The sequence below is a fragment of the Janthinobacterium sp. 1_2014MBL_MicDiv genome (assembly GCF_001865675.1).
Taxonomy (GTDB): Bacteria; Pseudomonadota; Gammaproteobacteria; order Burkholderiales; family Burkholderiaceae_D; genus Janthinobacterium.
The window spans coordinates 939,963-965,467 of the sequence record NZ_CP011319.1 but is presented as its reverse complement, the minus strand read 5'-3'; the positions used below and the strand labels follow the sequence as shown (position 1 = coordinate 965,467).

General features: G+C 59.9%; 27 protein-coding genes. 5 read left to right on the top strand and 22 right to left on the bottom strand.

Features of this window, described 5'->3' with window-relative positions:
- Positions 1-7 precede the first annotated feature (7 nt).
- From YQ44_RS04215 to YQ44_RS04185, 7 genes are all read right to left on the bottom strand, one after another.
- Positions 8-1,078, bottom strand: coding sequence for a sulfate/molybdate ABC transporter ATP-binding protein (locus YQ44_RS04215; RefSeq protein WP_035821525.1), 1,071 nt, complete (start codon positions 1,076-1,078; stop codon positions 8-10).
- Position 1,079: 1 nt separating this feature from the next.
- Positions 1,080-2,006: a sulfate ABC transporter permease subunit CysW gene (cysW, locus tag YQ44_RS04210; protein WP_156894686.1), complete on the bottom strand. Its 927-nt coding sequence runs from the start codon at positions 2,004-2,006 to the stop codon at positions 1,080-1,082.
- Positions 2,003-2,812 carry a sulfate ABC transporter permease subunit CysT gene (cysT, locus tag YQ44_RS04205; protein ID WP_156895004.1) on the bottom strand — a complete coding sequence of 270 codons (810 nt, stop codon included), beginning with the start codon at positions 2,810-2,812 and terminating at the stop codon, positions 2,003-2,005. The genes cysW and cysT overlap by 4 nt, the downstream gene beginning before the upstream one ends.
- 322 nt (positions 2,813-3,134) lie before the next feature.
- Positions 3,135-3,773, bottom strand: coding sequence for a peroxiredoxin (locus YQ44_RS04200; RefSeq protein WP_071322311.1), 639 nt, complete (start codon positions 3,771-3,773; stop codon positions 3,135-3,137).
- A gap of 42 nt (positions 3,774-3,815) precedes the next feature.
- Complete coding sequence (locus YQ44_RS04195; RefSeq protein WP_071322310.1) at positions 3,816-4,382, bottom strand: RBBP9/YdeN family alpha/beta hydrolase; 567 nt, start codon at positions 4,380-4,382, stop codon at positions 3,816-3,818.
- Positions 4,383-4,433: 51 nt separating this feature from the next.
- Positions 4,434-5,438 (bottom strand): sulfate ABC transporter substrate-binding protein, encoded by a 1,005-nt coding sequence (locus YQ44_RS04190; protein ID WP_071322309.1) that lies wholly within the window; start codon positions 5,436-5,438, stop codon positions 4,434-4,436.
- A 272-nt stretch (positions 5,439-5,710) separates the two neighbouring features.
- Entirely contained in the window at positions 5,711-6,094 is a 384-nt protein-coding gene (locus tag YQ44_RS04185; protein ID WP_071322308.1) for a diacylglycerol kinase, read from the bottom strand.
- A 154-nt stretch (positions 6,095-6,248) separates the two neighbouring features.
- Here YQ44_RS04185 and YQ44_RS04180 point away from each other — a divergent pair, with 154 nt between their 5' ends.
- Positions 6,249-7,028, top strand: coding sequence for an IclR family transcriptional regulator (locus tag YQ44_RS04180; protein ID WP_046685991.1), 780 nt, complete (start codon positions 6,249-6,251; stop codon positions 7,026-7,028).
- A 51-nt stretch (positions 7,029-7,079) separates the two neighbouring features.
- Here YQ44_RS04180 and pbpG read toward each other — a convergent pair whose 3' ends face one another.
- From pbpG to YQ44_RS04165, 3 genes are all read right to left on the bottom strand, one after another.
- Positions 7,080-8,153: a D-alanyl-D-alanine endopeptidase gene (pbpG, locus tag YQ44_RS04175; RefSeq protein WP_071322307.1), complete on the bottom strand. Its 1,074-nt coding sequence runs from the start codon at positions 8,151-8,153 to the stop codon at positions 7,080-7,082.
- Between the two features lie 177 nt (positions 8,154-8,330).
- Positions 8,331-9,032 (bottom strand): nitroreductase, encoded by a 702-nt coding sequence (locus tag YQ44_RS04170; protein WP_071322306.1) that lies wholly within the window; start codon positions 9,030-9,032, stop codon positions 8,331-8,333.
- 42 nt (positions 9,033-9,074) lie between these two features.
- On the bottom strand, positions 9,075-10,001 hold the full coding sequence (locus YQ44_RS04165; RefSeq protein WP_071322305.1) for a DMT family transporter: 927 nt from the start codon (positions 9,999-10,001) through the stop codon (positions 9,075-9,077).
- A gap of 349 nt (positions 10,002-10,350) precedes the next feature.
- On the opposite strand from YQ44_RS04165, the gene YQ44_RS04160 reads away from it, so the two are divergent.
- On the top strand, positions 10,351-10,917 hold the full coding sequence (locus YQ44_RS04160; protein WP_071322304.1) for a phasin family protein: 567 nt from the start codon (positions 10,351-10,353) through the stop codon (positions 10,915-10,917).
- Positions 10,918-11,043: 126 nt separating this feature from the next.
- Here YQ44_RS04160 and YQ44_RS04155 read toward each other — a convergent pair whose 3' ends face one another.
- From YQ44_RS04155 to YQ44_RS04120, 7 genes are all read right to left on the bottom strand, one after another.
- Entirely contained in the window at positions 11,044-11,781 is a 738-nt protein-coding gene (locus YQ44_RS04155) for an ABC transporter ATP-binding protein (protein ID WP_071322303.1), read from the bottom strand.
- Positions 11,778-12,551: an ABC transporter ATP-binding protein gene (locus tag YQ44_RS04150; protein ID WP_071322302.1), complete on the bottom strand. Its 774-nt coding sequence runs from the start codon at positions 12,549-12,551 to the stop codon at positions 11,778-11,780. The genes YQ44_RS04155 and YQ44_RS04150 overlap by 4 nt, the downstream gene beginning before the upstream one ends.
- Before the next feature lie 14 nt (positions 12,552-12,565).
- A complete protein-coding gene (locus YQ44_RS04145) occupies positions 12,566-13,783 on the bottom strand; it encodes an ABC transporter permease subunit (protein WP_071322301.1) in 1,218 nt (405 codons plus the stop codon).
- Between the two features lie 22 nt (positions 13,784-13,805).
- The gene (locus YQ44_RS04140; protein WP_071322300.1) at positions 13,806-14,735 is read right to left on the bottom strand and encodes a branched-chain amino acid ABC transporter permease; all 930 of its coding nucleotides are present in this window, start codon (positions 14,733-14,735) and stop codon (positions 13,806-13,808) included.
- Between the two features lie 298 nt (positions 14,736-15,033).
- Positions 15,034-15,981, bottom strand: a complete 948-nt coding sequence (gene ispH / locus YQ44_RS04130; protein WP_071322298.1) for a 4-hydroxy-3-methylbut-2-enyl diphosphate reductase — start codon at positions 15,979-15,981, stop codon at positions 15,034-15,036.
- Positions 15,982-15,994: 13 nt separating this feature from the next.
- Positions 15,995-16,450, bottom strand: coding sequence for an FKBP-type peptidyl-prolyl cis-trans isomerase (locus YQ44_RS04125; RefSeq protein WP_034747468.1), 456 nt, complete (start codon positions 16,448-16,450; stop codon positions 15,995-15,997).
- A gap of 120 nt (positions 16,451-16,570) precedes the next feature.
- Complete coding sequence (locus tag YQ44_RS04120; RefSeq protein ID WP_156894685.1) at positions 16,571-18,400, bottom strand: hypothetical protein; 1,830 nt, start codon at positions 18,398-18,400, stop codon at positions 16,571-16,573.
- 277 nt (positions 18,401-18,677) lie between these two features.
- Between YQ44_RS04120 and radC the strand changes: the two genes are divergently transcribed.
- From radC to rpmG, 3 genes are all read left to right on the top strand, one after another.
- Complete coding sequence (gene radC, locus YQ44_RS04115; RefSeq protein WP_071326248.1) at positions 18,678-19,352, top strand: RadC family protein; 675 nt, start codon at positions 18,678-18,680, stop codon at positions 19,350-19,352.
- A 246-nt stretch (positions 19,353-19,598) separates the two neighbouring features.
- Positions 19,599-19,835, top strand: coding sequence for a 50S ribosomal protein L28 (rpmB, locus tag YQ44_RS04110; protein WP_010400928.1), 237 nt, complete (start codon positions 19,599-19,601; stop codon positions 19,833-19,835).
- 22 nt (positions 19,836-19,857) lie between these two features.
- Complete coding sequence (gene rpmG / locus YQ44_RS04105) at positions 19,858-20,025, top strand: 50S ribosomal protein L33 (protein ID WP_010400929.1); 168 nt, start codon at positions 19,858-19,860, stop codon at positions 20,023-20,025.
- Positions 20,026-20,166: 141 nt separating this feature from the next.
- Here rpmG and YQ44_RS04100 read toward each other — a convergent pair whose 3' ends face one another.
- The 5 genes from YQ44_RS04100 to YQ44_RS04080 form a co-directional block, all read right to left on the bottom strand.
- Entirely contained in the window at positions 20,167-21,336 is a 1,170-nt protein-coding gene (locus YQ44_RS04100; protein WP_442905893.1) for a DesA family fatty acid desaturase, read from the bottom strand.
- 172 nt (positions 21,337-21,508) lie between these two features.
- Positions 21,509-22,867 carry a mechanosensitive ion channel family protein gene (locus tag YQ44_RS04095; RefSeq protein WP_071322295.1) on the bottom strand — a complete coding sequence of 453 codons (1,359 nt, stop codon included), beginning with the start codon at positions 22,865-22,867 and terminating at the stop codon, positions 21,509-21,511.
- A 122-nt stretch (positions 22,868-22,989) separates the two neighbouring features.
- Positions 22,990-24,309: an RsmB/NOP family class I SAM-dependent RNA methyltransferase gene (locus YQ44_RS04090; protein ID WP_071322294.1), complete on the bottom strand. Its 1,320-nt coding sequence runs from the start codon at positions 24,307-24,309 to the stop codon at positions 22,990-22,992.
- A 21-nt stretch (positions 24,310-24,330) separates the two neighbouring features.
- On the bottom strand, positions 24,331-24,939 hold the full coding sequence (gene purN / locus YQ44_RS04085; protein WP_071322293.1) for a phosphoribosylglycinamide formyltransferase: 609 nt from the start codon (positions 24,937-24,939) through the stop codon (positions 24,331-24,333).
- Positions 24,940-25,095: 156 nt separating this feature from the next.
- Positions 25,096-25,494 (bottom strand): barstar family protein, encoded by a 399-nt coding sequence (locus tag YQ44_RS04080; protein ID WP_071322292.1) that lies wholly within the window; start codon positions 25,492-25,494, stop codon positions 25,096-25,098.
- Positions 25,495-25,505 lie beyond the last annotated feature (11 nt).

The window sequence follows — 25,505 nt, the reverse complement described above, 5'->3', positions numbered from 1 at the left end:
CCAGCCTTTAGGTTCTTGTCGGTTCAACGAACACATGCAATCGTTTCGGGCGCACGACCAGGGTCTCGCCTTCCTTCAGCTGCAGGTGGGTGAAGCGCTCGTTCGACATCACCGCCTCGATCAGCTCGCTGTTATCGACGCGCTGCAAGTCCAGCTGGGCCAGCGGGCCGATCGCATGCGCGCGGCTCAGCTTGACCACGATGCCTTCCGCGCCTTGCGTGTAGCGGTCGATCTCCAGGTCGTGCGGCCGCACATAGGCCGTGCCCTTGCTGTCGCTCACGCCCGCATAGTCGGGCACTTCGAAGCTGGCGTCGCCCGTGGCCATCACGCCGTCATGCACGCGGCCATGGAACAGGTTGACGTTGCCGAGGAAACCGTAGACAAACGGCGAAGCCGGGTGGTTGTAGACTTGCTCGGGGGAACCCAGTTGCTCGACCGTGCCCTTGTTCATCAGCACCACCTGGTCGGCCACTTCCAGCGCTTCTTCCTGGTCATGCGTGACGAAAATGCTGGTGACGTGCAAGTCGTCGTGCAGGCGGCGCAGCCAGCGGCGCAATTCCTTGCGCACCTTGGCATCCAATGCGCCGAACGGCTCGTCGAGCAGCAGCACGCGCGGTTCGACGGCCAGCGCGCGCGCCAGGGCGATGCGCTGGCGTTGCCCGCCCGACAGCTGCGGCGGATAGCGGTCGGCCAGCCAGTCCAGCTGCACCAGCTCCAGCAAATCCTTGACCTTGCGGCGGATCTGGTCTTCCGACGGGCGCTCGCTGCGCGACTTCACGCGCAAGCCGAAGGCCACGTTTTCAAAGACCGTCATGTGCTTGAACAGCGCGTAATGCTGGAACACGAAACCGACCTGGCGCTCGCGCACGTGGCGGTTCGATGCATCTTCCGCGTCCAGCAGCACCTGGCCGCTGTCCGGATGTTCCAGGCCAGCAATAATGCGCAGCAAGGTTGTTTTACCGCAACCCGACGGGCCCAGCAGGGCCGTCAATTCGCCGGCGGGAAAGTCCAGCGAGATATTGTCGAGGGCGACGAAATCGCCGAAACGCTTGTTGATGTTTTTAACTGCGATGGTCATATCAGTGCTCCGTGGAACGTAAGGCGGAATCGTCGGCGTCGCTCTCGTTCAAACGCCACTCAATGAAGGCTTTCAGGGCCAGGGTCACCAGGGCCAGCAAGGCCAGCAGCGAGGCGACGGCAAACGCGGCGGCGAAGTTGTACTCGTTGTACAGAATCTCCACCTGCAGGGGCATGGTGTTGGTTTCGCCGCGGATATGGCCGGACACGACCGATACGGCGCCGAACTCGCCCATGGCGCGGGCGTTACACAGGATCACGCCGTACAGCAAGCCCCACTTGATATTCGGCAAAGTCACGCGGCGGAAAGTATTCCAGCCCGAGGCACCCAGCACGATGGCCGCTTCTTCCTCTTCGCTGCCCTGCGACTGCATCAGCGGGATCAGTTCGCGCGCGACGAACGGGAAGGTAATAAAGATGGTGGCCAGCACGATGCCGGGCACGGCGAACAGAATCTTGATGTCGTGCGCCTGCAGCCACGGACCGAACCAGCCCTGGGCGCCAAACATCAGCACATAGATCAGGCCGGAAATCACGGGCGAGACGGAAAACGGCAAGTCGATCAGGGTCAGCAGGATGCTCTTGCCGCGGAACTCGAACTTGGCGATGCACCAGGATGCGGCCACGCCGAAGACCAGGTTCAGTGGTACGGCGATGGCGGCCGTGATCAGGGTCAATTTAATGGCGGAAATCGCGTCCGGATCGATGATGGCCGCGACATACGCTTCCCAGCCCTTCTTGAACGCTTCCGCAAACACGGCCACCAGGGGCACGATCAGGAAGGCCGTCAGGAACAGCAGGGCAATGGTGATCAGTACCGTGCGCACCCACAGCGGTTCGAGCACGACGGGGCCGATGTTCGGTTCGATGCGTCGCGTTTTCGGCAACACATCTTCCGCGCCGGCGACGGCAGTAATATTCGTACTCATGTTTTCTTCGCCTTTCCGCGCGTCCATGCTTGCAGCAGGTTAATCGTCAACAACAGCAGGAAGGACACCACCAGCATCACCACGGCAATGGCCGTGGCGCCCGCATAATCGTATTGCTCCAGCTTGGTAATAATGAACAGCGGCGTGATTTCCGACACCATCGGCATGTTGCCGGCAATAAAGATCACGGAACCGTACTCGCCCGTGGCGCGGGCAAAGGCCAGCGCAAAGCCCGTCAGCAGCGAGGGCAGGATGGTGGGGAAGATGACGCGGATAAAGGTTTGCAGCGAATTGGCGCCCAGGCTGGCGGCCGCCTCTTCCAGTTCCTTTTCCGCGTCTTCCAGCACCGGTTGCACGGTGCGCACGACAAACGGCAAGCCGATGAAGGTCAGCGCCACCACCACGCCCAGCGGCGTGAACGCCACCTTGATGCCCAGCACGCCTTCGATGAACTGGCCGAACCAGCCGTTCGACGAGTACAGGGCCGTCAGCGTGATGCCGGCCACGGCCGTCGGCAGGGCGAACGGCAAGTCGACCAGCGCGTCGATGATGCGCTTGCCGGGAAATTTGTAGCGCACCAGCACCCAGGCCAGGATGCCGCCAAACACCACGTTCAGGAAGGCGGCGATCAGTGAAGCGCCGAACGTCAGCCGGTACGACGCCATCACGCGCTCGGACGTGACGGCGCTGAAGAAGGCGTCCCATGTCATGGTGAAGGTTTTCAGGAACACCGACGACAGCGGAATGAGGACGATCAAGGCCAGGTAAAAGAGCGTGAAGCCCAGTGACAGCTTAAACCCCGGCATGACTCGAAACGGCGCGCCGCGCGCCTTGACCGGCGCGGGCGATGCTGATGCTGCAGACATAAAGACTCCTTCTTATTACATTTTCGAGTAACAGGGTGCAATATTCACATGCAATCGTTATAAAAAGAACTAACCATTTCTCATTTGCTTAGATGGATTTTGCATACTTGCCCAGCGAATCGTTGGGCGAAAAAAAACGCACCGGCGAGGTGCGTTTTTATGGAGTGCCGAATAAAACGTTCAGGGCCAGGCGCGTTGCCGAACACAGTACGAGGGTACGGCGAGGCAATGCAACAACGCCATGGACGTTTTTTCGCTGCCCTTACTTGTTCGGTTGCGGCGTGAGACGCAGGTAGGGCTTGGCCGCCGTAAAGCCCTTCGGATATTTCTGCTTGATCACGTCCGGGTCTTGCACGGTCAAGGGAATGATGACGTCGTCGCCATCCTTCCAGTTACCGGGCGTGGCCACCGTATAGCCGTCCGTCAATTGCAGGGCGTCGATGACGCGCAGGATTTCATTGAAGTTGCGGCCCGTGCTCAGCGGATACGTGAGGATCAGCCGTACTTTCTTGTTCGGGTCGATGATGAACACGGAACGCACGGTGGCCGTGACGGATTGCTCCGGGTGGATCATGTCGTACAGCACGGACACCTTCTTGTCGACGTCGGCGATGATGGGGAAGCCCACCACCGTGTTTTGCGTCTCCTCGATATCCTTGATCCAGCTCTTGTGCGACTCGGCCGCGTCCACGGACAGGGCGATGGCCTTCACGTTGCGCTTGTCGAATTCCGGCTTCAGCTTGGCCGTCAGCCCCAGTTCCGTCGTGCACACGGGCGTGAAGTCGGCCGGGTGGGAAAACAGCACCACCCAGGAATTACCGGCCCACTCATGGAACTTCAGCGTGCCGATGGAGCTGTCTTGTTCAAAATCAGGGGCGACATCGCCCAGGCGTAAAGTCATCGTAATCTCCTTGTGAGGTTGTGTGGCGGGATGGTCGTCGAATCAGGCTGCCTGACGGTGGCGCTTGTCGTTTTGCGCCAGATCAAACAGTGTCTGCAATTGCGCCTGGCCATAGATCCAGTCGCCCAGACCCGATTCCGCGTTGATATGGCCCAAGGCACCGCCATCAATATACTTGCAATTCCAGCGCCGCGCCCATTGCGTGGCGTGCTCGGCCGTCATCCACGGATCCGTCTGGCTGGCGATGAGGATGCCGGGACATGGCAAGCGTTTCTGCGGCAAGGCTTTCGCCACGCCAAACTTGTCGGGGTCGGCCGGCCCCACCAGCAACACGCCAGCCACGCCTTGCGCATCGCGGGCCAGGCTGTGCGCCGTCGTCAGGCAGCCGAAGCTGTGGGCGACGATCAGGGTCGGACGCGCATCCTGCCGCCGCACCTGGTCCAGGCGCGCCGACCAGGTGGCCAGGTCGGGCCGCTCCCAGTCATCCTGCTCGACCCGCTCGAATTGCGGATACAGGCGCTGCCAGCGGCTCTGCCAGTGCTCGGGCCCGCTGTTATGCAGGCCCGGCACGATCAATACCCGGTAATCGGAAAAGCTGCGCAGCGCCATGATGGATCCTTAACAGTGCAGGACGGGCAGGCTTGCGCCTGCCATGGACGATTATTTCGGTTGATAAATCTGGTCGAAGATGCCGCCGTCGGCGAAGTGCGCCTTCTGTGCTGCCGTCCAGCCGCCCGCCACTTGCTCGATGGTGAACAGGTTGACCTTGGCGAACTGCGACGCGTATTTCTTGGCCGCCTTGTCCGTTGCCGGACGGTAGTAGTTCTTGGCGATGATATCTTGCGCCTCGTCCGTGTACAGGTAGTTCAGGTAAGCCTCGGCCACCTTGCGCGTGCCGTGCTTGTCGGCAAACTTGTCGACGACGGCGACCGGCGGCTCGGCCAGGATGCTGACGGACGGCGTGATGATGTCGAACTTGGTCGGACCCAGTTCCTTGACGGCAAGATAGGCCTCGTTTTCCCAGGCGATCAGCACGTCGCCGATGCCGCGTTCGACGAAGGTGGTGGTGGCGCCGCGCGCGCCGGAGTCGAGCACGGGCACGTTTTTATACAGTTTGCCGAGGAAATCCTTGGCCTTGGCTTCATTGCCGCCCGGCTGGCGCAGCGCATAGCCCCACGCGGCCAGGTGGTTCCAGCGGGCGCCGCCCGAGGTCTTCGGGTTCGGCGTGATGACGGACACGCCCGGCTTGATCAGGTCGTTCCAATCCTTGATGCCTTTCGGGTTGCCCTTGCGCACCAGGAACACGATGGTCGAGGTGTAAGGCGAGCTGTTGTGCGTCAAGCGCTTTTGCCAGTCGGCGGCCAGCAGCTTGTGCTCGGCCAGCGCGTCGATGTCGTAGGCCAGGGCCAGGGTCACCACGTCCGCCTCCAGGCCGTCGATGACGGCGCGCGCCTGCTTGCCGGAACCACCATGCGATTGCTTGATCTTGACGTTGTCGCCCGTCTTGCCCTTCCATTCCTTGGCAAACGCCGTATTCACATCCTGGTACAGCTCGCGCGTCGGGTCATACGACACATTGAGCAGGGTGATATCGGCAGCTTGCGCGGTTTGCAAAACGGCAAACGCACTGATGGCGGCGGCAATGATGATTTTTTTCGACAGCATCTAAGATCCCCGGTGGTTGAACTTTCAGAGCCACCAGATTACGGCGCATCGGCCGCAAAGAGAACGAAGCGTTTCGCCGTTTGATATGCGTTTTTCGCATATGGACGGCGTGCACCGGGGATAAAGCAGTTAAGACCAAGGACACCTGACAAAACCGTAGCGAGCGGAAGGGAGCGGCGCTCGAGAAGCGCGACTGTGCTGAGCACGGGGCCGCCAAGGCAGTGAGCATCGCAGGCTGCCCATGCCGACGCGCAGCAGGGTTTGACAGGCGTTCAATAGAAACGGTTGAACAGGACCACGGCCCACGTGGCAAAGGCCAGCAGGCAGGTCAGCAGCACGGCCGCGCTGCCGAAGTCCTTGGCATTTTTCGACAGCGGATGGCGTTCGAGCGAGATGCGGTCGACCACGGCTTCCAGCGCCGAATTGATCAATTCGACGATCAGTACCAGCAACAGCACGCCGATCAGCACCAGCTTTTCAAACGCGGAGATGCGCAGCAGCAAGGCGATCACCGTGCCGACGACAAACAGGCCCAGTTCCTGGCGGAACGCATGTTCATGGCGCCACGCCGACTTCAAGCCGTCGAGCGAATAGAAAAAGGCGGAAAAGATCCGTTTCAAGCCACTTTTACTCTTGAATTCATTTACAGGTTGCATAGTTTTCCAGGGTTCAAAGCACGTGCCGTCCACGCATTATGACGGCCGGCATAGGAATTGTGACAATTTTTTCGCTGAATATCTCAGAACATTTCACTATTTTTTCACATCATGGTATAAAGAAGCATGAATACTGCATTGCACCAAATCCATCATGAAAATTGAACCGGTCGCAGCCCCGAAGACGACGATCCAGGTGATCGAGCGCATGGTCGCCCTGCTCGATGCCCTGGCCAAATATTCCGACCCGGTCAGCCTGAAGGAATTGTCCAAGGTATCGGGCCTGCACCCGTCGACGGCGCACCGCATCCTCAACGACATGGTGCTGACGCGTTTTGTCGACCGCATCGAACCGGGCACCTACCGTCTCGGCATGCGCCTGCTGGAACTGGGCAATGTGGTGAAAAGCCGTCTCAGCGTGCGCGAAGCGGCGCTGGACTTCATGCGCCAGCTGCACAAGAAAACCCAGCAGACGATCAACCTGTCCGTGCGCCAGGGCGATGAAATCGTCTACATCGACCGCGCGTTTTCCGAGCGCTCGGGCATGCAGGTGGTGCGCGCCATCGGCGGGCGCGGCCCGCTGCACCTGACGTCGACGGGCAAGCTGTTCCTCTCCGTGGACGAACCAAAAGCCATCCGCGCCTACGCCACGCGCACGGGTCTTGCCGGGCACAACAAGAATTCCATCACGGATCTGCAAAAGCTCGAGCGCGAACTGAGCCTGGTGCGCGAGCGCGGCTATGCGCGCGACAATGAGGAGCTGGAACTGGGCGTGCGCTGCATGGCGGCTGGCATCCGCGACGACTCTGGCAAGCTGATCGCCGGCCTGTCGATCTCCGCCCCGGCCGACCGCCTGCAGGATGAGTGGCTAGTCGACCTGGTCGAGACGGCGAACCAGATTTCCGTCACCTTGGGTTTTATCCCGCAAGACTAGACCGCTGCCGCATAAAAATGTTCAGGGCAAGGCAACGCCGCCCTGGACACTTTAGCCGCCAGGCAGGCTCATATTGGCGGGTTTCAGTGCCTCCAGCCACTTGCGCATGCGTCCCGCATCGGCCGTACGTGACTGTTTCCCTTTGGAATCGAGGAACACCATGATCACGGCCCGTCCTTCGATGACGGCCTGCATCATCAGGCAACGTCCCGCCTCATTGATGAAGCCCGTCTTTTGCAAGCCGATTTCCCAGCCCGGATTGGCCACCAGGTGATTCGTATTGCCAAATTGCATGGGTTGACCGCTGGCTTCGACGATGGCTTTCGGGTCCGTCGAGTACTGGCGCAGCAGCGGATGCTGGAAGGCGGCCATGGCCAGCTTGCCCAGGTCGCGCGCGCTGGCCACGTTCATTTTCGACAAGCCGCTGGAATCGACATAATGCGTATCCATCATGCCCAGCTGGCGCGCCTTGCTGTTCATGGCGTCGACAAACGATGGCAAGCCGCCCGGATAATTGCGGCCCAGCGCAGAAGCGGCGCGGTTTTCCGAACTCATCAGGGCGATGTGCAGCATATTGCCACGTGTTAATTGCGAGCCCACTTTCAGGCGAGAACTGCTGAACTTGGCACGGTCGACATCCTCGTCCGTGATCGTCAGCAGCTCATCCATGTCCTGGCGCGCTTCGACCACGACCAGGCCCGTCATCATCTTGGTAATGGAGGCGATGGGCAGGGCCACGTTGGAATTCTTTTCAAACAGCACTTCCGCATTGGCCTGGTCCAGCACCAGCGCCACGCTCGATTTGAGGTCGAGCGGATCGCGCGTCAGGTTCAGGCCGGCCAGATCGCCCATGGTGGGCATCGGCGCGGCCATCGGCACGGCCACGCTGCTGACTTTCTGATACACGACCTTGCGCTTGCCGCGCACCATGACGACCCGGCGCACGGTCTTTTCGCGCGGCGCGGCCGTCGCGCCTTTGCGCAGCACGACTTTGACTTTCTTGGTATTTTGTTTCTTGGATGCCGAGGATTTGCCGTGCGCTTCCCTGGCTTGCACGGCCGCGGCCGGCGCCAGCGCAAACAGCAGGGAAGCCAGGATACCCAGCGCAAGTTTAAACTTAGCCATTCGATAATTCCCCGTGAAGCTGTTGCCTTATTGCAGTGTAGCGAAATGCAGAGTAATCGCAAGCCTATTTAACAGTTAAGACAGTATTTATTGCAGCAATGAAATACAAATCGTTAGCGATCAGCAAACAAGCTCATCCTTGATGATCTGTTTACTTATTTAAATAACTATAGATTACTAAGTGACAATGAATTTAACAAAACCGGACAGGGGCTCGCGCTCCGTGCTCAGGCGGTTCTCGACCTTGTCGGGGTCGGCATAGCCAAGCGCCATGCCGCACACCACCATTTCACTGGCGGGCACGCCCAGTTCGTCGCGGATGATGTCATGGTAATGGATAAAAGCGGCTTGCGGGCAGGTATCGAGTCCGCGCGCACGCGCGGCCAGCATGATGTTTTGCAGGAACATGCCGTAATCGAGCCAGGAGCCCTGCTCCAGCACGCGTTCGATGGTGAAGATCAGGCCGACGGGCGCGTCGAAAAACTGGAAATTGCGGCCATGCTGGGCGGCCATGCCGGCCGTGTCGCCCCGCTCCAGGCCCAGCAGCTGATACAGGTCCAGGCCGATCTTGCGGCGGCGCTCGATGAACGGCGCCGTCCACTGGCGCGGGTAATATGTATACGAGGCCGTGCGGGCGGGCGCATCGGGCGCTTTCGGCGCCGCATAGGCGTCGAGGATGCGGCGCGACAGGCGCTGGCGCGCCTCGCCCGACAGCACATACACTTTCCACGGCTGCATGTTGGCGCCCGAGGGCGCGCGCGCCGCCACTTCCAGGATGCGCGCGATGTCGTCCTGCGCCACCGGCGTGGGCAGGAAGGCGCGGATCGAGCGGCGCGACTGAATCGCCGCGTCGACGGCTTGCTGCTGTGACATTTCCATGGGTAAACCGGATGCTTGCTTGCTCACTGTCCTGCTCTCCTGCTATTTCTTGACAACAAAAACCACGCCGACGACGGCCACCAGCATGCCGGCGATGCCCAGCATATTAAAGGCTTCGCCAAACATCAGCCAGGCCATGACGGCCGTCGTCGGCGGCGTCAGGTACAGCAAGCCCGTCACTTTCGTGGCGTCGCTGCGGCGGATCAGGGCAAACAGCAGGAAGATGGCGCCGATGGACAGCACGAGTACCGACCACAGCAGGGCGCCGATGAAGTTCGCTGTCCATTGCACATTGCTGAAATGCAAGTCCAGTCCCTCGTAATACAGGGCGAATGGCAACACGACGACGATGGAGGCGGCAAACTGCACCACCGTGCCGGTGCGCAAGTCGAACTGCGGACAGTGGCGTTTTTGGTACATGGTGCCGGCCGTCATCGACAGCAGCGCGAACACGCACAGCAGCACGCTTTCCACGGTCAGGCCCACGAGGTTGATCTTCGCGTACACGACCAAAGCCACGCCCAGCAAGCCAAAGAACAGGCCCAGCCACTGGCGCGGGCGCACGGATTCGCCGATCAGCGGCGCGGCGCAGGCCGTCAGCACGGGCTGCATGCCCACGATCAGGGCGGACAGGCCGGCCGGCATGCCCAGCTTGATGGCGCACCAGACGCCGGCCAGGTAGCCGGCCTGCATCAGGATGCCGGCCACGGCGATCTGGCGGAATTGCCCCACGGGCCACGGCGCGCGCAAGATCAGCACCAGCGGCAGCAAAATGACCAGAACGCCCAGGAAGCGCAGCAGCAAAAAGGTCAGCGGCGGCGCATACGGCAGGCCGAACTTGGCCACGATAAAACCTGTGCTCCATAACAACACGAAGAAAGCGGGCAAGGCCATCGGCGCCACGGTGGTCAAGAGAGGGGCTTTGGGGGCTTTGCCGCTGGCGCCAGCCGCGGCGGGAAGATTGGACATGGTATCGACTCGGGAAACGGGATACTCACCGGGGCGGTGCGCCGGTGCGGGAGGCAAAGTCTAGCATGCTGCGCCGCACCCGTCCTGAAAGGCGGGGAAATAATGGTTTAGGGCTAAACCATTGACACTCAGAAATCAAATATTTCTCTTTAGAAACAATGACTTTTGATGCAAATCTATTCAATTGTTGCATCGCACAAGAATCGCTTGACTTCGTTTTTTTTAACCGTAGAATAGGGTTTGTTGCGTTGCACAATTACTTGTTCAGCTTGAAAATTTAGATACACCTGCTTCCCAAACGGTACACGCAGCATCAAATTAACCAGATTTCGATTTTTTGGAGATTTATATGTTTTCAATTCCTGAGCAGTTCTCGTCCGCCACCAAAGCCAACCTGGAAGCCCAATTCGCCCTGTTCTCGTCGCTGACGGGCAAGGCCTTCGAAGGCATCGAAAAGATCGTCGAACTGAACCTGACCGCCGCCAAGGCAACGCTGGAAGAATCCACGGCCGCCGCCAAGCAATTGCTGTCGGCAAAAGATCCACAAGAATTTTTCTCGCTGACCGCAGCCCAAGCCCAGCCTAGCGCCGAAAAAGCCATCGCTTACGGTCGTCACCTGGCTGCCATCACGTCCAGCACGCAAGCTGAATTCAGCAAAGCGGCTGAATCGCAAATCGCCGAAACGAACCGTAAAGTCATTTCGCTGGTCGATGAAGTGACCAAGAATGCACCAGCCGGTTCGGAAAACGCCGTCGCCATCCTGAAAAGCGCCATCGGCAACGCCAATGCAGGCTACGAGCAATTCTCGAAAACCAGCAAGCAAGCCGTCGAAGCCATCGAAGCGAACCTGACCTCGGCCGTGAACCAGTTCACGCAAGCGGCTGAAAAAGTCGTGCCGCGCGCTGCCGCCAAGTAATTTTTGAGGCACGGGCCGCCATGGCGGCCCCCGCACTACCCGCTCCTCCGGCATCCGTCTTGTACTCCTCCACGGATGTCTCTTGCCCCGGCACCACTGCCGGGGTATTTTTTTGCCTGGCGCTTCCTACTCGCCCAGGTACGCCGCCTTCACGCGCGGATCGTCGAGCATGTCGTCCGCGTTGCCGCCCATGGTCACCAGGCCGGAATCCATCACATAGCCGCGGTGCGCCGCCTGCAGGGCCAAACGGGCATTCTGTTCGACCAGCAAGATCGTGATGCCTTCCGACGACACCTTGCGGATCACCTCGAAGATTTTTTCGACCATGATGGGCGACAGGCCCATCGACGGCTCGTCGAGCAGCAGCAGCTTCGGATGACTCATCAGGGCGCGCGCCATGGCCAGCATCTGCTGCTCGCCGCCCGACAAGGTGCCGGCCATCTGCGCCGCCCGCTCCTTCAGGCGTGGAAAGACGTCGAACCAGCGGCCGATGTCGGTCTCGATCCCCACCTTGTCCGTGCGCGTGTAGGCGCCCATCATGAGGTTTTCCCGGATCGACATGCGCGTAAACACGCCCCGCCCTTCCGGCACCATGGCCAGCTTCTTTTCCACCAGGTGAAACGACTTGCTGCCCTTGAGCGACTCGCCCATGTAAGTGATGGTGCCATCGACCTTGCATGCAGGCAAAGTTCCCGTGATGGCTTTCAGTGTCGTCGTCTTGCCTGCGCCGTTCGCGCCGATCAGGGCGATCAGCTCGCCTTCGTTGACTTCCAGGTCGATGCCCTTGACGGCCTTGATGCCGCCATAGGCCACATGCAGGCCCGCCACTTTCAATACGTTCTTGTTCCATCCATTGCTGCTCATGCGTGCGATCCCCCCAGGTAAGCCTCGATCACGGCCGGGTTTTGCTGTATTTCGGCCGGCAAGCCTTCGGCGATGCGCTTGCCATACTCGAGCACCGTGATGCGGTCGCACAGCCCCATCATCAGTTTCACGTCGTGCTCGATCAGCAGCACGGTCTTGCCTTCCGCCTTGATTTTCACCAACAACTCGCGCAGGGCCAGCTTTTCCGTCGCGTTCATGCCGGCCGCCGGCTCGTCGAGGGCCAGCAGGGTCGGGTCGGTAGCCAGCGCGCGGGCGATTTCCAGGCGCCGCTGGTCGCCATACGACAGGAAGCGCGAGGTGCGGTTGGCGAACTGGGCGATGCCGACGAAATCGAGCAGCTCCATGGCCCGCTGGCGGATAGCCGCCTCTTCCTCGCGCGCCGCCTTGTGGCGGAAGATGGCGCCGAACACGCCCTGGTGCGATCGCACGTGGCGCCCCACCATGACGTTTTCCAGCGCCGTCATGTCGCCGAACAGGCGGATATTCTGGAAGGTGCGCGCGATGCCCGCCTTGGCCACCTTGTGCGGCGCCGACGGCGAATACGGCTTGCCGGCCAGCTCGAACGTGCCCGTGTCCGGCTGGTACAGGCCCGTGATGACGTTGAAAAACGTGGTCTTGCCGGCGCCGTTCGGGCCGATCAAGCCATAGATCTGCCCCTGGCGGATGGTGATGCCCACGTCCGTCAACGCCTGCAGGCCGCCGAAACGTTTATTCACGCCGGCGATATTGAGAATGATCTGTTCGCTCATGGTGCTTTCCTTCCTTAAGCGGACACGACGCCGGTTGATTTGTTCGGTTGATCCACATCATGGTCGGGCCGGTCCTCGTGCTTCGGCGCCGGCCACAGGCCGGCGGGACGGTTGAGCATGATCAAGACCATGGCCAGGCCGTACAGCAGCTGGCGCAGCACTTCCGCCTCGATCACCACGTGACCGAACAGCGCCTGCTGGGCCGGCTCCACCACGTGGCGCAGCACTTCGGGGATGGAGGCGAGAATCACGCCGCCGAGGATCACGCCAGGAATATGCCCGATGCCGCCCAGCACCACCATCGCCAGCACGGCGATCGATTCCGTCAGCGAGAACGATTCCGGCGAGACGAAGCCCTGGAACGACGCGAACATGGCGCCAGCCACGCCGCCGAACGAGGCGCCCATGGAAAAGGCCAGCAGTTTCACGTTGCGCGTGTTGATGCCCATCGCTTTCGCGGCGATCTCGTCTTCGCGGATGGCGACCCAGGCGCGGCCCAGGCGCGAATGCTGGAGGCGCTTGGTGACGAAGACAACGGCGATGCACAGGAACAGGAACAGGAAGTAATAGGCGTTCACGGACGGCATGGAAAAACCGGCCACCGTGACGGTGCTGTTGGTGCCCGCCTCGCCCGCCAGGTTGACGCCGAAGATGCGGATGGGGTCGATCAAATTGATGCCTTGCGGACCATTCGTGAAATTGATCGGGTCGTTCAAATTGTTCATGAAGATGCGGATGATCTCGCCAAAACCCAGGGTCACGATGGCCAGGTAATCGCCGCGCAGTTTCAAGGTGGGCGCGCCCAGCAGTGCCCCGAACAGGCCGGCAACAAAGGCCGCCAGCGGCACGATGATCCAGATCGACAGGTGGATGCCGTTTTCGCGGATCTCCGGGCCCATCAGCTGTACCAGGGTCTCGCCCAGCACCGGATACTGGTTCACCACGGATTCGAGCAGGATGGCGAACTGGGGCGAAGCCAGCAGGGCCGTCAGGTAGGCGCCCACGGCGTAGAAGGCGATGTAGCCGAGGTCGAGCAGGCCGGCGAAGCCGACGACGATGTTCAGGCCCAGGGCCAGCATGATGTACAGCAAGGCCATGTCGATGATGCGCACCCACGAGTTGCCGAACTGGGCGGCAAAAAACGGGAACACCATCAGCAGCGCGGCCAGGCCCAGCATGCCGGCATACGCCTTGGCCGGGTGCTTTTTGACGTCGAAATCGAGTAGTGCCATGATTTAATCTCCCAGTTTCACGTCAGGCGCGGTCGGCCACGCGTTCGCCCATGATGCCGGACGGGCGCAGGGTCAGCACGATGATCAGCACGACGAAGGCAAAGATATCCTGGTAGTGGCTGCCCAGGAAGCCGCCCGTGATGTCGCCGATATAGCCGGCGCCCAGACTCTCGATAATGCCCAGCAGGACGCCGCCTATCATGGCGCCATAGATATTGCCGATGCCGCCCAGCACGGCCGCGCAGAACGCCTTCAAGCCGGGGATGGCGCCCATGGAAAATTGAATCGAGGCATAGTTGGCGCCCCACATCACGCCCGCCACGGCGGCCAGCGCGGCGCCGATGGCAAACGTGGCGACGATGACCTTGTCGGAATCGACGCCCATGAGACCGGCCACGCGGGGGTTTTCCGCCGTGGCCCGCATGGCGCGGCCCATTTTCGTCTTTTCCACCAGTAACACCAGTCCGCCCATCGAGATGGCGGCCAGGGCCAGCAGCAATACTTGCGTTTGCGAAATGACGGCGCCGCCCACATTGATGGGGTCGGTCGACAGCAATTGCGGGAAGGGCAAGGGATTGCGCGTCCAGATCATCATGGCAAAGGTTTGCAGCAGGATGGAGACGCCGATGGCGGTAATCAGGGGGGCGAGGCGGGGGGCGTTGCGCAGGCGGCGGTAGGCGACCCGCTCGATGATGATGTTGACCAGAATACAGATGGGAATGGCGCCGAGGATGGCGGTGGCCAGTTTCAGGTAGCCGGGCCAGTCCGGTACATAAATGCCCAGCAGCTTGAGGATGCTCAAGCCCACCATGGCGCCGATCATGAGCACGTCGCCGTGGGCGAAGTTAATCAGGTTCAAGACGCCATACACCATCGTGTAACCGAGGGCGACTAAGGCATACATGCTGCCCAGCACCAAGCCGTTAATGATCTGCTGGATGAATGTATCCATGATTGCCCTATCCAAATATGCATTTTTCGGGAACAACTTCCGCCAGAACATGTATCGCTGATACAAAAACGGCACCGGAGGAAAAATTCCTGCAGTGCCATCCCTGGACCGTTCTCACCAGCATGGTGCACGCACTGAAAATGGGCGTGACCACGCTTAGTCATAACGACAACATATTCAAGCTTGAGGCAATCATAACGATCTTTTGCAAAAACTAAGCTTGGAATAATTCAATCATTTCCGAATTAAATTCGGTTTTGAGGTGACTATTTCATCGATACTCGGCTACCAAGCCAACTCAGGCGACGTCACGCTTGATGCCGTCGAGGCCTTTCGGCATCGGGAACGTGACGGCTTCCTGCACGCCGTCGAGCGGACGCACGCTCTTCACGCCACACTCTTTCAAGCGGTCGATCACGGCTTGCACCAGCACTTCGGGCGCCGAGGCGCCGGCCGTGACGCCCACGCGCAGCTTGCCTTCCAGCCAGGCGGGGTCGATTTGCGAGGCATTGTCGACCATGTAGGCCGGCGTGCCCATCTTGTCTGCCACTTCGCGCAGGCGGTTCGAATTCGAGCTGTTCGGGCTGCCCACGACGATCACCACTTCCACCAGCGGCGCCATGAATTTCACGGCTTCCTGGCGGTTGGTGGTGGCGTAGCAAATGTCGCCTTTTTTGGGCTCGGCAATATTCGGATATTTCTGCTTCAACGCCTCGATAATGTCGCGAGTGTCGTCAACTGACAACGTTGTCTGCGACACATAGGCCACGCTGTCCGGATTGGCGACCTGCAAGGTCGCCACATCTTCCAGCGTTTCCACCAGATGCATGCCCTTTTCAGCCTGGCCCATCGTGCCTTCCACCTCGGGATGGCCATCGTGGCCGATCATGATGATTTCGCGGCCTTCGCGGCGCATCTTGCCCACTTCCATGTGCACCTTGGTGACCAGCGGGCAGGTGGCGTCAAAAATGCTCAGGCCGCGCGATTCCGCCTCGGCGCGCACGGCTTTCGACACGCCATGCGCGGAAAACACGAGGGTATTGCCAGCCGGTACGTCATCGAGGTCGTCGATGAAGATGGCGCCCTTGTTGCGCAGGTCGGCCACCACATAGGCGTTGTGGACGATTTCATGACGCACGTAGATCGGTGCGCCAAATTGCTGCAAGGCACGCTCGACGATTTCGATCGCCCGGTCGACGCCAGCGCAGAAACCCCGGGGCTGGGCCAGTAACAGTTCTTTATCCATCGCTATTCCTTGTTTACAGCACCGAGATGAGCTTGACTTCAAAACGCAGCGGCTGGCCAGCCAGCGGATGGTTGAAGTCGAACAGGGCCGAATCGTCGCGCAGTTCGCGCAGCACGCCGGCAAAGCGGCCGCCGCCCGGGGCGGCGAAATCCACCAGGTCGCCGATCTTGTAGTCGGCGCCCGGCACCGAGTTTTCATCGAGCGTGGCACGCGAAACCGACTGCACCAGCTCGGGATTGCGCTCGCCAAAGCCTTCGCCGGCCGCCAGCTCGAAAGTCTGGTGCGTGCCTTCAGGCAAACCCAGCAAACGCTGCTCGAGGAACGGCGCCAGCTGGCCCTGTCCCAGCATCAACGTGGCGGGATTCCCGCTGAAGGTCGTGACAATGTCAGTACCGTCAACAGTGGCAAGACGATAATGCAGGGTGAGGTAAGCCGCTTCGGTGACGACTGCTGGTTGCTCGTTGGACATAATAGGTTTCAGGTAGCTGGTGCAAAACGATATTGTAAGCCACACTGGCCGCGCCTGCCCCATGCCATCTCAGCGCGGCCATGCTTTTGTCAAAAAACATGCCGCGTCCCCTGCCACCTGTCAGACGTTGACGTACGTCAACCCGCTAGGCGTGCTAGCGTGATTCCCGAAGCCCGAACTGTCTTCCAGGTTGCCGTCGAGCTTCCAGCGCCCCACGGGCCTGTGCACGATGCCGTACTGGCCATAGTCATACACTTCCTTCGGCGTCAACACGCGGTCGTACAGGATGACATCGGACAACTGCCAGGCGGGGGCGCCCTGCTCCAGCGCATGCACGGGGCGGCCGATCACCAGGGGCGTGGCGGCGGCATTCACAAATGGCTTCGCCATCTTGCTGCCCTGGTACATGAGAAAATCGTCGACATACAGGCTGATGGAACCATCATGCTTGACGGTGTAGGTACAGCGCAGCCAGCGGTTGGCAATATCCACCTTCACGCCGTGACCATTGCTGTTGGCGCCCAGGCCATGCTCTCCCTGGTTATTCCATAGATGCAGGAAAGTAGTGATGTCGTTCTGCGTGGTAATAAACTTTTGCAGGAGCGCCCAGCCTTTTTTATCCGACTGACGCTTGATGAAAGCCAGTTCAATGTCCTTGATCGAGGAAAAAGCCTGCTGCCGGATGCAATACGACAGGGAAAAATCCGCACTCTCGTAGCGCGCGGACGACGGCACGGTGAGCATGAGGCCAGGCTGGAATTGCAAGGTCTTCGTCACGCCGAAACAGGGCTTGGGCGGCGCGGGGCGGATGGCGTCCTCGCCGCGCAAGGCGTTCCAGACGGGCGTGCGGTAATTCGTCTTCAATGGCGTTTCAGCCTCGACCAGGTTCAAGCCTTCCTTTTCCATGGTGGTCCCCGCATTCCAGGCCCAGTAGCACGCCAGCTGCACGCCCGTGCGGCGTATGGCGCTCAACAGGGCATGCAGGTTGTCTTGCCGCTCGGTATCCTGCAAGGCCAGCTCTTGCTTTTTCGACAGGCCGAAACTGCCGATGTAATACGGCTTGCCCAAGGCCTTGGCCGCACGCTGCATCACTTGCAGATAGGCGAGCGAGGAGGAAACAAAATCAGCGGGCAACTCCGTATTGTCATCGAGGGCGCTGCTCACATATTCATTGCCCAGGAACAGATTTTCGCAAATGCAATCAACCGGATCTGGATTCATCAAGGGCAGGGTTTCCGTGATGTATTGCTGTAAAGAGCCTTGACGGGGCGAGGTATGGGCAATGCCGACATTGCCGGAGGAAATCATACGGCCCAGCGCATCGTGGTCGCGCAGTATCTGCGCCGTTTCCTGAATCACGGCATTGACGGTATGGACTCCCAGGTTCTTGATGATCTGCAATTCCTGCGCCGCCATCCAGCCGGCGATGCCGGCATGGCTGGCGTAGCGCAAGGCGAATGCCCTGGCAAAGGCACGCATGTAATTGCGCGTCTTCGATTGCGCATTGCTCAGTTCCGCGACAACGTTGCTCCCCTCGCCCACCAGTTCCGGCACGGCCGCCGGATTCCAGAATGGACAGGCGATGATGCCGATGCCATTGGCCAGCGCGCAGTCGAGCAGCGCCTGCACCGCGGCCCAGTATGTCTTGTTGATATTCAGCGTCACGACCGTGTTGTCGGAAGCAAATTCCGGCATGCCGACAACGTAGTCCCACACCTGGTGGCCCGTGCCGTTTGCCACTCTGCCGTTAAATGGCGCCACCATCACCTGGATGTACTTGACACCATTGGCCGCGAGGTAGGGCAAATCGGCCGGGTAGTCGGGATTGCCGTCATTCGTGGCGGCCGTCGCGGCGGCGCTCCAGGCACGGCGCTCCAGATAGGCATGCGAATTGAGGCCGATGCCGCTGACCTTGCCCGTATTGACGCCGGCGGCGTTGAACTCTTGCATGACTCCGTTGATAACTTTGATATATGGCATGACTGCTCCTGCGAAACTAAGTGGAAGACATTGAGTTCAGGGCCCTGACTCCCCGCCGCTGCAACTTGCATAGAGTGCAACGACAGGCAAATGATAGCGCCTGAAAATGGCCATTCCGGGCATCTTGGTTTTTGTTTTTTTGCCATGATCTGACAGGAAGACGAGCTAGCGCAGCATGGCCGCAGCAGAACCACGCGACAATCGTCGGCAGGCGCCGCCACTACCTGAATGCGGCATGGGAGGCATGATGGGCATCAAGGATTGGCCTGCTGGCGAACGGCCGCGCGAACGCCTGATCGAGGATGGCGCGCACTCGCTGTCGGACGCGGAATTGCTGGCCGTGTTCCTGCGCACGGGCGTGCGCGGCAAGAGCGCCGTGGAATTGGCGCGCGACACGGTCGAGCACTTCGGTTCCTTGCGTGGGCTGTTTGGCGCCAGTCTCGTGAATTTTTCCGCCGTGCACGGCATGGGCAGCGCCAAATTTGCCCAACTGCAAGCCGTGCTGGAACTGGCGCGGCGCGCCATCATCGAGGATTTGCAGGCGGGGCAAGCCCTCAATTCGCCGCACGCCGTGAAGGACTATCTGCGCCTGACCCTGGGCCACCTGGCGCATGAAGCGTTCCATGTGTTGTTTTTGGACGTCAAGAACCGTTTGATCGCCACCCAGGAAATGTTTCGCGGCACCCTCACCCACACCAGCGTGTATCCGCGCGAAGTGGTCAAGCAGGCGCTGCTGCACAACGCGGCCAGCGTCATGCTGGCCCACAATCACCCATCCGGCACGCCGGAACCGAGCGAATCGGACTTGCTGCTGACGCGCGCGCTGGTGCAGGCCCTGTCGCTGGTCGACGTGCGCATCCTCGACCATTTCGTCGTTGCTGGGCGGCAAGTGCATTCGTTTGCCGAGCATGGCCAACTCTAGGCCGCGCGCGGTCCCGACGCAGTTAACCATGTGTAAACAAGGACATACGTAAAAACAACAGCATGCTTATCTAACAGTAAACAACGGTGTTTACCAGCGTTTTCCCTATGAGAAATCGCAAAAGTCAAATTGTTAAATAAATTCACAACAACAAGACACAATTGTTTTTCGCAAGTCATTGATAAATCGGCTTATTTTGGATATACTCTCGTTTTTCCAATTTGGAATATCTTTAAGGAGTGCGCCATGGCACGTGTTTGCCAAGTCACTGGGAAGAAGCCGATGGTCGGTAACAATGTTTCCCATGCAAACAACAAAACCAAACGTCGTTTTTTGCCTAACTTGCAGAATCGTCGTATTTTTGTTGAATCTGAAAACCGCTGGGTCTCCCTGCGTTTGTCCAACGCCGGTCTGCGCGTCATCGATAAAGTCGGCATCGACGCCGTATTGGTCGATATGCGCGCTCGTGGCGAAAAAGTCTAATTAGCAGAATAAGGGAGCTATCATGGCAAAATCAGGCCGCGACAAAATCAAGTTAGAATCGACCGCCGGTACGGGTCACTTCTACACGACTACCAAAAACAAGCGTACGACGCCTGCGAAAATGGAGATCATGAAATTCGATCCTAAAGCACGCAAGCACGTAACGTACAAAGAAACCAAGATCAAGTAATTGATACTGTGTTCTGTAAAAAGAGCCGCTCCGATGAGCGGTTTTTTTTCGTCCTGATTTTAGGCCATCACCTCATCCGCTTTTCCGGGACGAAAAAAAAGGCCCTGGAATCCAGGGCCTCGATAGGCTGCGGCAGCTCAATCAGGCATAACTGCGCAGGCGCAAGGAAAAGTCTTGCAGCGACTTGATGCCCGACGCTTCGGCGCGCGCACACCAGTCTTGCAGCTTGTGCAGCAATTGCTCGCGCGTAAAGTGCGAACGCTCCCAGATGGCGCCCAGTTCCACGCGCATATGGTGCATGGTTTCCAGTGCCTTGCTGTGCTGGAACAATTCCGACAGCTGTTCATGGTGCGCGTCGGCCAGCTTGCCCGGTTCGCGCTGCATCAGCTTGCGCGACGACTTCAGGAAGCGCTTTTCCAGTTCCGCCTTGTGCTTCAAGTGTTCCAGTTCTTCCTTCCACGCATGCTTGATCGATTTCGCATACTTGGCCATCACGTCGTAGCGGTTGGCGATGACGGACTGCAAGGTCTCGAAGTCCGCTTCCAGCTTGCCGTGGGAAAACTTCGGCTCCGGCGCCAGTTTCTTCACCTTGGCCAGGCCCAGCATTTCCAGCGCGCGGATATAAGCCCAGCCGATATCGATTTCATACCACTTCGACGACAGCTTGGCCGACGTCGCATACGTATGGTGATTGTTATGCAACTCTTCGCCACCGATCAGGATACCGAAGGGAATGATGTTGGTGGCCGCGTCCGCGCAGTCGTAGTTGCGGTAGCCCCAGTAATGGCCGATGCCGTTGATGATGCCGGCCGCCGTGATGGGGATCCACATCATTTGCACGGCCCATACGGAGATGCCGATCACGCCGAACAGGATGAAATTGATGACGAACAGCGAGACGACGCCCAGCCAGCTGTATTTCGTGTACAGGTTGCGCTCGATCCAGTCCGTCGGCGTGCCGTGGCCGTACTTGGCCATGGTTTCCATGTTCTTCGATTCAGCGCGGTACAGCTCGGCGCCTTCCCAGAAGACTTTCTTGATACCGCGCGTTACCGGGCTGTGCGGATCTTCTTCCGTATCGCACTTGGCGTGGTGCTTGCGGTGGATGGCCGCCCATTCCTTGGTGACCTGGCCCGTCGTCAGCCACAGCCAGAAACGGAAGAAATGGCTGGGGATCGCATGCAATTCCAGCGCGCGGTGAGCCTGGTGGCGGTGCAAATAAATCGTGACGCTGGCGATCGTGATATGCGTGACCACCATGGTGTACAGGAAAACTTGCCATGCGGACAGATCGGTAATGCCAGTTGCCATGAACTGCAAAACGTCGTGTAAAACGGAACTCAATGTCATTACTACTACTCCAAGTGGACAGGGCGTGCGCACGGTCGCTCCAGTTGCTCTGGAGGTCCGGCAGAGTTAATTTTAGGCGTGATTGTACGCCCTAATGGGTGCGATCAGGCAAAAACGGAGGCAGGCAGCGAGGTTAAGGCTGGGTGCCGGATGGCGCGGACTCACCCTCTGCCGCGCCGACGAGCGGGGCAGGAGGCGTACCCACAATACGCAATTCGCGTTGCGGGAAAGGTACAGAGACCTTCTGTTCCTGCAAGGTGCGCCAGATGGCGCGGTTCACATTCGACTTCACGCCGCCGGTGCCGTTTTCCGGGTCCGCGATCCAGAAACCGATCTGCAGATCCAGGCCGTCGGCGCCGAAACGCACGAGGGTAACGGATGGCGGATTACTTTGCGACACGCGCGGCACGCTGGCCGCAGCCGCTTCCAGCAAGGGGAAGATGGCGTCGAGGTCCGTTTCATAGCCCACCGACACGGCAGTCGACAGCCACACCATGCGGTTGCTCAGCGACATGTTCTGCACGCCGCCGGAAATCAGCATTTCATTCGGCACGATGGATTCCACGCCATCGCCACCCAATAACACAGTATAGCGCGTATTGATCTGCGTGACTTTGCCCGTGAATTGGCCGACGGTAATCATGTCGCCGATGGTCAGGCTGCGGTCGAGCAGGATGATGAAGCCGGAAACGAAGTTGGCGGCGATCTTTTGCAAGCCGAAACCGAGCGCCACGCCGAAGGCGCCGCCGAAGACGGACAACACCGTCAGGTCGATGCCCACCAGCGACAGGCTGATCAGGACGGAAACGAGGATCAGCACGGCGCGGCCCATGCGCGACATGACCACGCGCAAGGAGGTATGCAGGCCCTGCATTTTCATCAGGCGCTCGTCGAGCGAGGTGCCGGCCCACATGGCCAGCACCAGCAGCACGGCCACGGAAATAGCGGCTTGCAAGATGGCAGCCACGGAAACCTTGTTGCGGCCCAGCGGCACGACGATGCTCTCCAGGAAAGCATGCAACTCTGGCCACAAGCCCGTGATATACAGGGCCATGCCGGCCCACACGACGACGGTAAATACCTTTTCCAGCAACAGCATGGTCGGGCTGATCTCGCCGTGGCGGGCAAAGATACGGCGCAGCACGTAAAAACCGAAGCGCACCAGCGCCATCGAGGTGCACAGGGGAATGGCGATATTGAGCAAATTCACCGACTGGAACTTGGCCAGGAAGTGTTGCGCAATGCCCAGCAGCATGGCCGCCAGCACGGGCGTGAGGATGCGGATGAAACTGTCCGTGCGCTGCAGCGTTTCCGGCGTGGCCGGCGTCGTCGCCGCTTCCGCCCGCTTGTGCAGGAATTCACGCAACTGCCGCACCAGCAGCCAGCTCAAGGCCAGGCAGGCGACGATCGCCAGCGCCTGCCACAGGATGGCCGGTTGGCGGAAATCGTCGACAAAGTCGGTGATCAGGTTCAGCAGTGGGGTTTCATTCATGGCGCAGGCGGTCCGGAAGGTGGGACAGAAGTGATACGGATGGGCATCTAGCCCATGCCGCCAGGCTGGCTGGCGGCATTGCGTGGCCGCCGCTGCGGGAGCGGCAGCGGCCCGTGACAGGCTTACTCGGCTTGTTCAGCGTCAACGTCGTCGGCCGGCTTTTCATCGGCGTAGACTTTTTTCGGCATGACCTTGCGTTCGAACACGGCGGCAAAGAAGCCGTCGGTCTGATGCAGATGCGGCAACAATTTCAGGTAGTCGCCCATTTCCAGCTCGATCTTCTGTTCCGCCAGCACCTTGCTCATCGGCACCAGGGTGAAGTCGGGATGGGCGGCCAGGAATTGCTCGGCGATAAAATCGTTTTCTTCGTTGAGGAAGCTGCAGGTGGCGTACACCAGGCGGCCGCCGCCCTTGACCAGGCGCGCCGCGCCGGCCAGGATCGCCGCCTGCTTGGCTTGCAGTTCAACGATGGAGTTCGGCTGCTGGCGCCATTTCACGTCCGGATTGCGGCGCAGGGTGCCCAGGCCGCTGCATGGCGCATCGACCAGCACGCGGTCGATCTTGCCGGCCAGGCGCTTGATCTTGGCATCGCGCTCATGCGCGATCTGCACCGGATGCACGTTCGACAGGCCGCTGCGGGCCATGCGCGGCTTCAGCTTGGCCAGGCGTTTTTCGGATACGTCGAATGCGTACAGACGGCCCGTGTTGCGCATCAGCGCGCCCAGCGCCAGGGTCTTGCCGCCCGCGCCGGCGCAGAAGTCGACCACCATCTCGCCGCGCTTGGCGCCGACGATCTGCGACAGGATCTGGCTGCCTTCATCTTGCACTTCGATGGCGCCGCTCTGGAACAGGGGCAGGTTTTGCAGCGATGGCTTCTTGATCACGCGCAAGCCCAGCGGTGCAAACGGCGTCGGCGTGCTGAGGATCGGCGCTTCGGCCAGGGCCAGCATCACGTCTTCACGCGTGGCCTTGAGCGAGTTGACGCGCAAGTCCAGCGGCGCCGGCGCGTTCAGCGCATCGGCCAGCAGCATGGTTTCCGCTTCGCCGAACTGGGCGATCAGCTTGTCGAACAGCCAGGTCGGCATGTTGGCGCGCATGTTCGGCGGCATCAGGTTGCGGTCGATCTGCGTGATGCGTTCCAGCCATTCCACTTCCTCTTCCGTCAGGCCGCCCAGCGAATCGGCGCCGACGGCTTCGGCCAGGCCGAGGATGGTCAGGCGGCGCATGGTGGGGCCGTTGCCCGCTTCGGCGAAGTCGGTGAAGAACGATTTGTTGCGCAGCACGGCATAAATGCCTTCGGCGATGGCGCCCCGCTCGCGCGAACCGAGGCGCGGATGGTCGCGGAAATAGCGCGACAGGGTGGTGTCGGCCGGGGCCGTGAAACGTAAAATTTCGCGCAATACTTCTTCAGCATTGGCAAGTATCGCTGGTGGCAATCTCATTGTTATTTTTCCTGTAATATTTTATTGAGGGTCCACGCGGACCTGGCCATGCTCGACTGACAGTTTATCGTCAATGAACAGGCGGATGGCGCGCGGGTAAAGCAGATGTTCCTGTACCAGCACGCGCGCCGATAAGCTTTCTTCTGTGTCGCCTGGCAAGACGGGCACCACCGCGCTCGCCACGGCAGGGCCATGGTCGAGCTCGGCAGTTACGAAATGCACGGTCGCGCCGTGTTCCGTCACGCCCGCCTCGAGCGCCTGGCGATGCGTCGCCATGCCCGGGAACAGCGGCAGCAGCGACGGGTGGATATTCAGCATGCGCCCCGCATAATGCTCGACGAATGGCGCAGTCAGGATGCGCATGAAACCGGCCAGCACGACCAGGTCGGGGGCAAAGCCGTCGACCGCGGCTTGCAGCGCCGCATCGAACTGCTCGCGGCTGGCATAATCCTTGTTGGCAACGACAGCGGTCGCTATCCCATGTTCCGCGGCAAAAACCAGTCCCTGGGCATCGGCCCGGTTACTGATGACGGCGGCAATACGGGCTGGCCATTGCTCGGCTTGCGCCGCGCGCACGACCGCTTCCATGTTGCTGCCGCGTCCGGAAATGAGGATAACGATATTTTTCATAGCGCGCATTGTACCCGCTATGGCGATGCGAATCTAGAAAGGCCGGCATTATTGTTGCGGCGCAACATAAGCGCAGGAGCGCTGCCATTGCCCGCACGGCGTGCCTGCCGCGCTCGCGCCAGGCCGATTTTTCTGCACTACAGCGCGAGTAAGTCTTTACTCAAACGAATAGAAGACGCGGAACGGGACTTTCTTTTCGGCCCAGTAGTCGGCCGCGTCGCGGAACACGTCGAGCAGGATCTCGCGCGCTTCCTTGTCGAATTTTTGCGTATTTGGCAATTGCTCGAGCACCACCAGGAAACCCGTCTGCGGACCGGCCTTGTACATGGTGTCCGTCAGACACAGACGCAGCGCGTCGAAATTCTTCGCCAGATTTTTCGGAAACAGGAATGCTTCTGCAATAATGCCGATGACTTGTTGTTTGGTCTGCCCAGCGTTGCAATGCGCATATAAAAAGTGCTGCCCGAGACGAATCGCCTCGTCTTGTAATTCGGTCACGCGAAAGGCACGGATGGACTGGACAAGGTTGGGCGGCACGGTTAGTAACAAACTCATTTTTCCCTCAA